This is a genomic window from Paenibacillus sp. 1-18, from assembly GCF_000520755.1.
Lineage (GTDB): Bacteria > Bacillota > Bacilli > Paenibacillales > Paenibacillaceae > Paenibacillus > Paenibacillus brasilensis.
In genome coordinates this window covers 1-6,260 of the sequence record NZ_ASSB01000363.1, presented here as the reverse complement: position 1 = coordinate 6,260, position 6,260 = coordinate 1, and the positions used below count along the sequence as shown (strand labels likewise).

Here is a 6,260-nt window from a genome sequence, read left to right as displayed (position 1 = left end):
TAGCCGATAAGGATCTGGAGAAGAATATCCTGTATGTGGTACAAGGTGATCGTCACCACAGCCTGTATTCCACCGGCCTGATTGCAACCGATGTGAACTGGATTGAAGGCGAAGATGCACGTCCAACCGGGGAATTCCGTTGCACAGCCAAGTTCCGTTACCGCCAGCCTGACCAGCAAGTAACCTTGCAATGGCTTGAGAATGGAACCGTACACGTCGTATTCGATGTACATCAAAAGGCCATTACTCCTGGACAAGCTGTCGTGTTTTATGATGGGGAACGGTGCCTGGGCGGCGGAACCATTGATAAGGTTGAGAAACTTCAGCCTGAAACAGTTTAAATGAATGACCATTTTGTGTCTGCACAGGGATAATTAAAAAGTCGTCTCTCCTGATTTGGGAGGGACGACTTTTTTAATGAAAGATGCAGATATTAATGGGCGCTTTCGTCCTTTGCTGCTCAGGCACAATCCAGTAATCCCAGAATGATGTCAGCGATGTTCCTCTGGATTGGTTCTGTAGTGTGGTGAGATGAGCATCCTGTAATCAAGACGATGGGGCACTGTAGGTGTATATACAGATACTTGTTCTTCAAGGCTGTTTTTAGTCAATGGCTGGAAGAACTTTCATGATTTGCTCTTTATGATGTCTGTCATGCTGGACAAATATTTGTTGCAAAAAATATTCCATGGTGTATGGGCTATTAAGAAATTGACGGACAAAAGCTGATTCTGAAACCATTTCGAGTTTCCTAATCATTCGCTTGCGCTGAGCAATAGCTTCATTTAACAAATCATGCGGCTTCATATTTCTGCCGAACGCAACGGATGCATCGTTAAATGCCTGCACATCGAGATGCTCCTGAAGCGCGACTTGTTCATTGTTAATAATTTGTATAAGTGTCTTGGTCAAGCCTTTGTCCCACCCCAAAATATGGCTGATAATATCTTGAATTGACCATTTACCCTCTATTGGTTTGCAAAGTAACTCATCTGAGTACGGAGATAAATCAGAAAGAAATACAGTCCATTTTTCTAAATCCGCGGATACCTCAGCGATCGTTGACAATCGAATCCCTCCTACCACTCAATATCGCTTTTCATTTTATCAAATTATTCCAAAATATGGTCTTACTACTTATACATTTACCTTCAATATAATCCAACTTCACTACTCCTGTTTCTGTAATCCCTTCACATAATCCTCAATTACATCGTCTAGAAAATTCAACCACATACACACAACACTTTTCTTATATTTATTTTAGAGATACTGATCAACCCATGTCAGTTCATTGACAACAGGATTTATGTATCCCCGAATTATAAGATAAAGCTTACTCCATTTTATAGCCGAGCAGCAAGCTGAAAATTTCAAGCTAATCTATAACATCAATTATTTTCTCAGCAATCCATTGACATTCTTCAATGCTTTTGTCAAACTCCTTTTCAAAAGATTGTGTAAATATAACATGAATTTGCTCCGCTAATTCTTCTACAGAGTTTGTTTGATTACTTTTCTCATATATTTTGCGTATTTCCGAATAGTACTCATCTTCTAATAAAGGATATATTTCAATTGGATTCCATTCATTAATGGTTCGTACGATTTCATCGTTCATTTCTATACACTCCTATTCTCCAAATAACGACTTAGACAGTGCTTTATACATTTAGTGGTTAATCAACAGGTGTGATTTTGCTATATATTTTCATTTAAAACGCAAATAAAAGCCTGGAGTGTTTTTCTACACTACAGGCTAAAAATGCTTTATATTATTGGGTATTTTTACTTCGTCAGGACAAGCTCCTCTACTAGTTGGCTCTCTTGGATTGAATTTATTTTCCTACATACTCATCCAAAAAGCGATCTACTCTTTGGAAATATTCAGTGGGGTAATGGTTGATGGCATCGATGTGCTCCGTATTTTGCGGGTACCATACTTCTGCATTTGGGTCATCTTTTAAGGACTCGTAAATAACTTCTGTATTTTTATAACTAATTTGCTGATCTCCAGTACCATGAATGAGCATAACTGGCTTGTCTTTCATCTTTTTTACCGCATCCATAGGAGATATGGAATCAAGATCAACCTTAAAGACCCAATTTGCCATCCATGTCGAAGTATAACTGAATGGAAACGCAGGTAAACCTGAAAAGTAGGGCAAACCCTCTCTTAGAAATAGACCAGCATTACGAAAAGGACTATCCGCAATTACGGCTTTGATGTCATTACTTTCACTTGCGGCTAGCAAAGAAGTAGCAGCACCCATTGAAAAGCCGATAACTCCAATGTTATCACCCGTATGGTCTCTGGATTTTAAATAGCTTACAGCTCCTAGCAAATCGTATTTTTCATTGAGGCCTAGTGTAATCAAATCACCATCGGATTTACCTTGCGAGCTGAGGTCAAATGCCAATACATTGTAGCCTTTCGGAACGAAATGCTCTACTAACTTTTGGGTCCGCCCTTTGACTAAACGATTGCTCGTATATCCATGGACGACAATAATCGTTTTATTACTCGATTTACCAGAAAAACCATTTGAAGGAAAGAAAAAACCTCTAATTGTATTATCATTTTTCAAACTCTTGAACTCGACCTCTTCGTAGGGAGTTTTATCGATATTCAATCCGTAGCTGACATTAGTGTCTCTAGGATGGTGCAACAAGGTGTCTACTACTTTATAAGATATAAAAAATACAAGAGCCATTACAAGCAAAAGTACGATCCCTAGGCTCCATAAAATTTTCTTCCGTTTTTTTACACGAACGTTAAATGTCAGATCGGGTTGTAATGATGTTTGACTCATTCAGGCTCCTCCAGTTTTTCTTTAGGTTGTATGGGTGCGAACAAATAAAAGGCATGCCCCTTCAGATTTTCCCACTCGGGATGATGAATAATACTTTCTCCAAGAGTTAAGCCCACTCCATTTAAGAAAGAGATATAGGCACGAGAGATCATTGCTGGAGAAAAGCTTTTGTTGAATTCTCCCATTAACTGTCCCTTGGCATAGACGCATTCGATCGCATCTGTCATTACCTTTGTACTTTCAAGGACCTTCTGTGTAAGTTCAGGAAATCTTATTCGTTGTCCCAAGACAGATTGAACAAGCCTCAACTCATTTGTATAGAAGTAGATATGGTTGAATTGTTCTTCCACCATGTTCTTTATCAATACGCCCGGCGTCTCCTCTTGTTGTAGACAAGCAAGCGATTTCGCCTGAATATCAGCAAGCGGTTCAAGGACAGCGGCATAGTATAAAGCTTCTTTGCTAGGGAAATATTGAAAAATGGTTCCAGGAGTCACTCCCACACTCTGCGCAATGATAGCCGTTGTGGTATTAGAATATCCACTTTCTGCAAACAGGACAACAGCTTCTTTTAGGATACGTTTACGCCGCTCCAGTCTTTTTTCTTCATTGATGGGTCTTGCCAAATGTATTCCCCTCTCTTTAAACTAAACTTTAATTAATTAAATAATCAGTTATTTAATTAATAATATATCTTAAATTACGACTTATAGCAAGAGTAAATCTATCTTACTTACTAACGCTCCTTGATCGTTTATTTATCACCTAAGCGAACAAAGCAACTTCAGTCATGTGTGAGTAGCTCCCCGTTCCCAATATGTATCTTCACCTTTGAGAATATAATTGTGAGTCGTAGCACAGTGTTCAGGATGATTTGCATATCGTTTCGGATACCTGTTGCCTCTGGAGAGATATTGAGTATGTTGATTAGGTTATTGGTGGATAGGTCAGGATTGTACGGTTCTGGCGCAATAATACGTTTCCATTCCCTATCGTTACCATGTTCAAATACATGAATCGCGTCGCTGATATTAAGGCCAATAGTTTGCCATTTACGATTAAGAGCATCGGTAATGTGGTAATAGTGCAACTCCTTTTCAGCGGCTCCTTCTTCTGATTCCATACTTGCTTCAATTGAAGAAAAATTCTGTGACCAAAAGCGTGACCAGAAAGTCGAAAATGTTGCCGTTTAGACCAAGAAAAGCCAAGATAGATAAGGAATTTTTGATAACCATCCCATTTGGGTATATGATGTAGACAAGATATCATACTTCAATTGAAAAGGAGCGTGCCTTTATGTCTGATTCATTAGGAATGCTGACACCGGGTAAAAAAGTTTCTTTAAAAGATTGGAACCCTAAAGATACGCAGAATATCAAAAATAAAGAGGAAATTCAGCAGGAAACAGATCAATTAAAGGAACGCTTCGCGGAATTGCAAAGTAAATTGTTTACGGAGAAGAAACAAGCCGTTTTGTTTGTGTTCCAGGGTATGGATTGCAGCGGAAAAGATGGCGTGATCAAGCAGGTATTTTCTAACCTGAATCCAGCGGGGGTGACGGTCCACAGCTTCAAATCACCTACGGCAGAGGAATTAAGCCATGATTTCCTGTGGCGTGCCCACAGTGTAACCCCTGGACGCGGATATATCGCGGCATTCAACCGTTCTTATTATGAGGACGTACTGATTACGCGTGTTCACGGGCAGGTCTCCGATAAGCAGGCCAAACGGAATATTAAGCATATCAAACACTTTGAACAGCTGCTGCTGGATAGCGGTGTGAAGGTGGTTAAAATCTTTTTACATATTTCCAAGCAATTCCAGTTGGAAAAGCTGATCGACCGGATCGAGAAGCCCCACAAAAACTGGAAGCTGGATCCAAGTGATTTGCAGGAGCGAAAATTTTGGAAGCAATATAAGCAATATTATGAGGACGTGCTGGAGCTAAGCGCAACCAAACAAGCTCCCTGGTACGTTGTTCCTTCGGATAACCGTTGGTATAGGGACTATACGGTACTGCGGATTGCCGTTCAGACGCTGGAGGAAATGAAGCTGTCCGATCCTGATCCAAGACCGGAGCTGGAGTCCCTTTTGCCTGAGCTTTATAAAGAACGAGATAAAAAATAGCTGCATAAGCGCTGCATTAAATCCACATATGGTGAAACACGCCTCATAAAAAAAGCTTTCGAAACCGACCTCGGCTGAAAATGCCATGGTCTGGACTCAGAAGCTTTTGTTTCCTTTTGCAATCTTCATGTAGGGACTTACAAGGTTTTAACTAAGTCTATAACCGATAGCTGCGGCAATAACTCCTATTACCACGGAAGCCAGTACATATGCAGCCATGCGCCGGAGTTCCCCACGCTCCATCAGTTGGAGAGATTCATAGCCAAATGTTGAAAAAGTCGTATACCCGCCGCAAAAGCCTGTTCCCAGCAGCATCCAGAGTGCAGGAGACAGATGGTGCTGTGTGAATTCGCCATACAGCCACCCCAGCAGCAAGGAACCGCTGATGTTAATGAGCCACGTCCCCCACGGAAATGCGGTTCCAAACCTCTTTCCGGCCCACATGCCAAGCCCATACCGTGCCAGTGTACCCGCAACCCCACCTGCCGCCGCCCACCAGATCATAGACGTTCCTCCTTGGGGGTAGCTTGCGTCATATTTGTGCCCAGACGGATACCTGTCCACGTCAAAAACAGCCCTCCGCCTACGCTAAGCAGCAGATATAACACAGCCGTCAGCATACGGTCGTGAACCGTGAGGCGTACAGCATCTACTGCAAAGGTGGAAAAGGTGGTGAAGCCACCTGCAAAGCCTGTTCCGATGGCAAGTCGCAAGCGGGGCTTGATCCGCCATGAACGCAAGGTTACGGTAAAGAACCAGCCAAGGAACAAACAGCCGATCCAATTGATTAGCAGCACGCCAAGTGGAAAATCTGCCCCAGCCGCAGGCAGCAGTGATTGCACGCCGTAGCGGGCAGAGGTCCCGAGCGCTCCGCCTGCCGCAACGAATAGCATGTCTTTCATTTTTTTATCCCCTTTTTCACTCATGCAGAATCACGGTGTCATCATATCCAATCCATATACGCCGCACGTCTGTCTACAGCATGCATCCTATGACTGTGCTTCACGCCACCGCTGGTTTTGTTTGATTTTTGACTCATTCCCCTGCTCAGTAGCCTGGTAAAAGATCTGGTCTGCTATCGAATCAGGCAAATATTGCTGTTTCACATAATGATTTGGATAATTATGCGGGTATTGATAGCCAACATGGCCGAGCTTTTCCGAGCCTTTGTAGTGTGCGTCGCGCAAATGCAGCGGCACCTCGGCCGATTTGATATCGTCCATAGCCGACATGGCCCGTGAAATCGCCGTATATACGGCATTCGATTTGGGACTTTCCACAGCAAACAAAATGGCCTGCGCAATGTTCAACTTGGCCTCG

9 protein-coding genes and 1 pseudogene are annotated in these 6,260 nt (G+C 42.4%); 2 read left to right on the top strand and 8 right to left on the bottom strand.

Annotation, left to right across the window (positions count from 1 at the left end):
• A partial coding sequence (locus L693_RS28510; protein ID WP_331281105.1) for an aminomethyltransferase beta-barrel domain-containing protein occupies positions 1–341 on the top strand: 341 nt, incomplete at its 5' end.
• Positions 342–603: 262 nt separating this feature from the next.
• Here the strand turns inward: L693_RS28510 and L693_RS0124705 are convergent.
• The 5 genes from L693_RS0124705 to L693_RS0124685 all read right to left on the bottom strand — a co-directional run bounded on the left by L693_RS0124705 (position 604) and on the right by L693_RS0124685 (position 3,936).
• Positions 604–1,068 (bottom strand): DinB family protein, encoded by a 465-nt coding sequence (locus tag L693_RS0124705; protein ID WP_025720833.1) that lies wholly within the window; start codon positions 1,066–1,068, stop codon positions 604–606.
• Between the two features lie 310 nt (positions 1,069–1,378).
• Positions 1,379–1,621, bottom strand: a complete 243-nt coding sequence (locus tag L693_RS0124700; protein WP_025720832.1) for a DUF1871 family protein — start codon at positions 1,619–1,621, stop codon at positions 1,379–1,381.
• 217 nt (positions 1,622–1,838) lie between these two features.
• A complete protein-coding gene (locus L693_RS0124695; RefSeq protein ID WP_025720831.1) occupies positions 1,839–2,813 on the bottom strand; it encodes an alpha/beta hydrolase in 975 nt (324 codons plus the stop codon).
• Entirely contained in the window at positions 2,810–3,439 is a 630-nt protein-coding gene (locus L693_RS0124690) for a TetR/AcrR family transcriptional regulator (protein WP_025720830.1), read from the bottom strand. Before L693_RS0124690 ends, L693_RS0124695 begins: the two co-directional genes overlap by 4 nt.
• Positions 3,440–3,597: 158 nt before the next feature.
• Positions 3,598–3,936: a hypothetical protein gene (locus L693_RS0124685; protein ID WP_025720829.1), complete on the bottom strand. Its 339-nt coding sequence runs from the start codon at positions 3,934–3,936 to the stop codon at positions 3,598–3,600.
• Between the two features lie 173 nt (positions 3,937–4,109).
• Between L693_RS0124685 and L693_RS0124680 the strand changes: the two genes are divergently transcribed.
• Entirely contained in the window at positions 4,110–4,940 is an 831-nt protein-coding gene (locus tag L693_RS0124680; RefSeq protein WP_025720828.1) for a PPK2 family polyphosphate kinase, read from the top strand.
• Positions 4,941–5,087: 147 nt separating this feature from the next.
• Here L693_RS0124680 and crcB (L693_RS0124675) read toward each other — a convergent pair whose 3' ends face one another.
• The 3 genes and pseudogenes from crcB (L693_RS0124675) to L693_RS28505 all read right to left on the bottom strand — a co-directional run.
• Positions 5,088–5,444, bottom strand: coding sequence for a fluoride efflux transporter CrcB (gene crcB / locus L693_RS0124675; RefSeq protein ID WP_025720827.1), 357 nt, complete (start codon positions 5,442–5,444; stop codon positions 5,088–5,090).
• Positions 5,441–5,842 (bottom strand): fluoride efflux transporter CrcB, encoded by a 402-nt coding sequence (gene crcB / locus L693_RS0124670; RefSeq protein WP_025720826.1) that lies wholly within the window; start codon positions 5,840–5,842, stop codon positions 5,441–5,443. The genes crcB (L693_RS0124675) and crcB (L693_RS0124670) overlap by 4 nt, the downstream gene beginning before the upstream one ends.
• An 87-nt stretch (positions 5,843–5,929) precedes the next feature.
• Positions 5,930–6,260, bottom strand: a pseudogene (locus L693_RS28505) (replication-associated recombination protein A); the annotation flags it as partial.

What these genes read in the sequence shown, in the direction of transcription:
- crcB (WP_025720827.1), bottom strand. Translation starts at nt 5,444, where the DNA reads ATGATCTGGTGGGCGGCGGCAGGTGGGGTTGCGGGTACACTGGCACGG.
- L693_RS0124695 (WP_025720831.1), bottom strand. Translation starts at nt 2,813, where the DNA reads ATGAGTCAAACATCATTACAACCCGATCTGACATTTAACGTTCGTGTA.
- crcB (WP_025720826.1), bottom strand. Translation starts at nt 5,842, where the DNA reads ATGAAAGACATGCTATTCGTTGCGGCAGGCGGAGCGCTCGGGACCTCT.
- L693_RS0124700 (WP_025720832.1), bottom strand. Translation starts at nt 1,621, where the DNA reads ATGAACGATGAAATCGTACGAACCATTAATGAATGGAATCCAATTGAA.
- L693_RS0124680 (WP_025720828.1), top strand. Translation starts at nt 4,110, where the DNA reads ATGTCTGATTCATTAGGAATGCTGACACCGGGTAAAAAAGTTTCTTTA.
- L693_RS0124685 (WP_025720829.1), bottom strand. Translation starts at nt 3,936, where the DNA reads ATGGAATCAGAAGAAGGAGCCGCTGAAAAGGAGTTGCACTATTACCAC.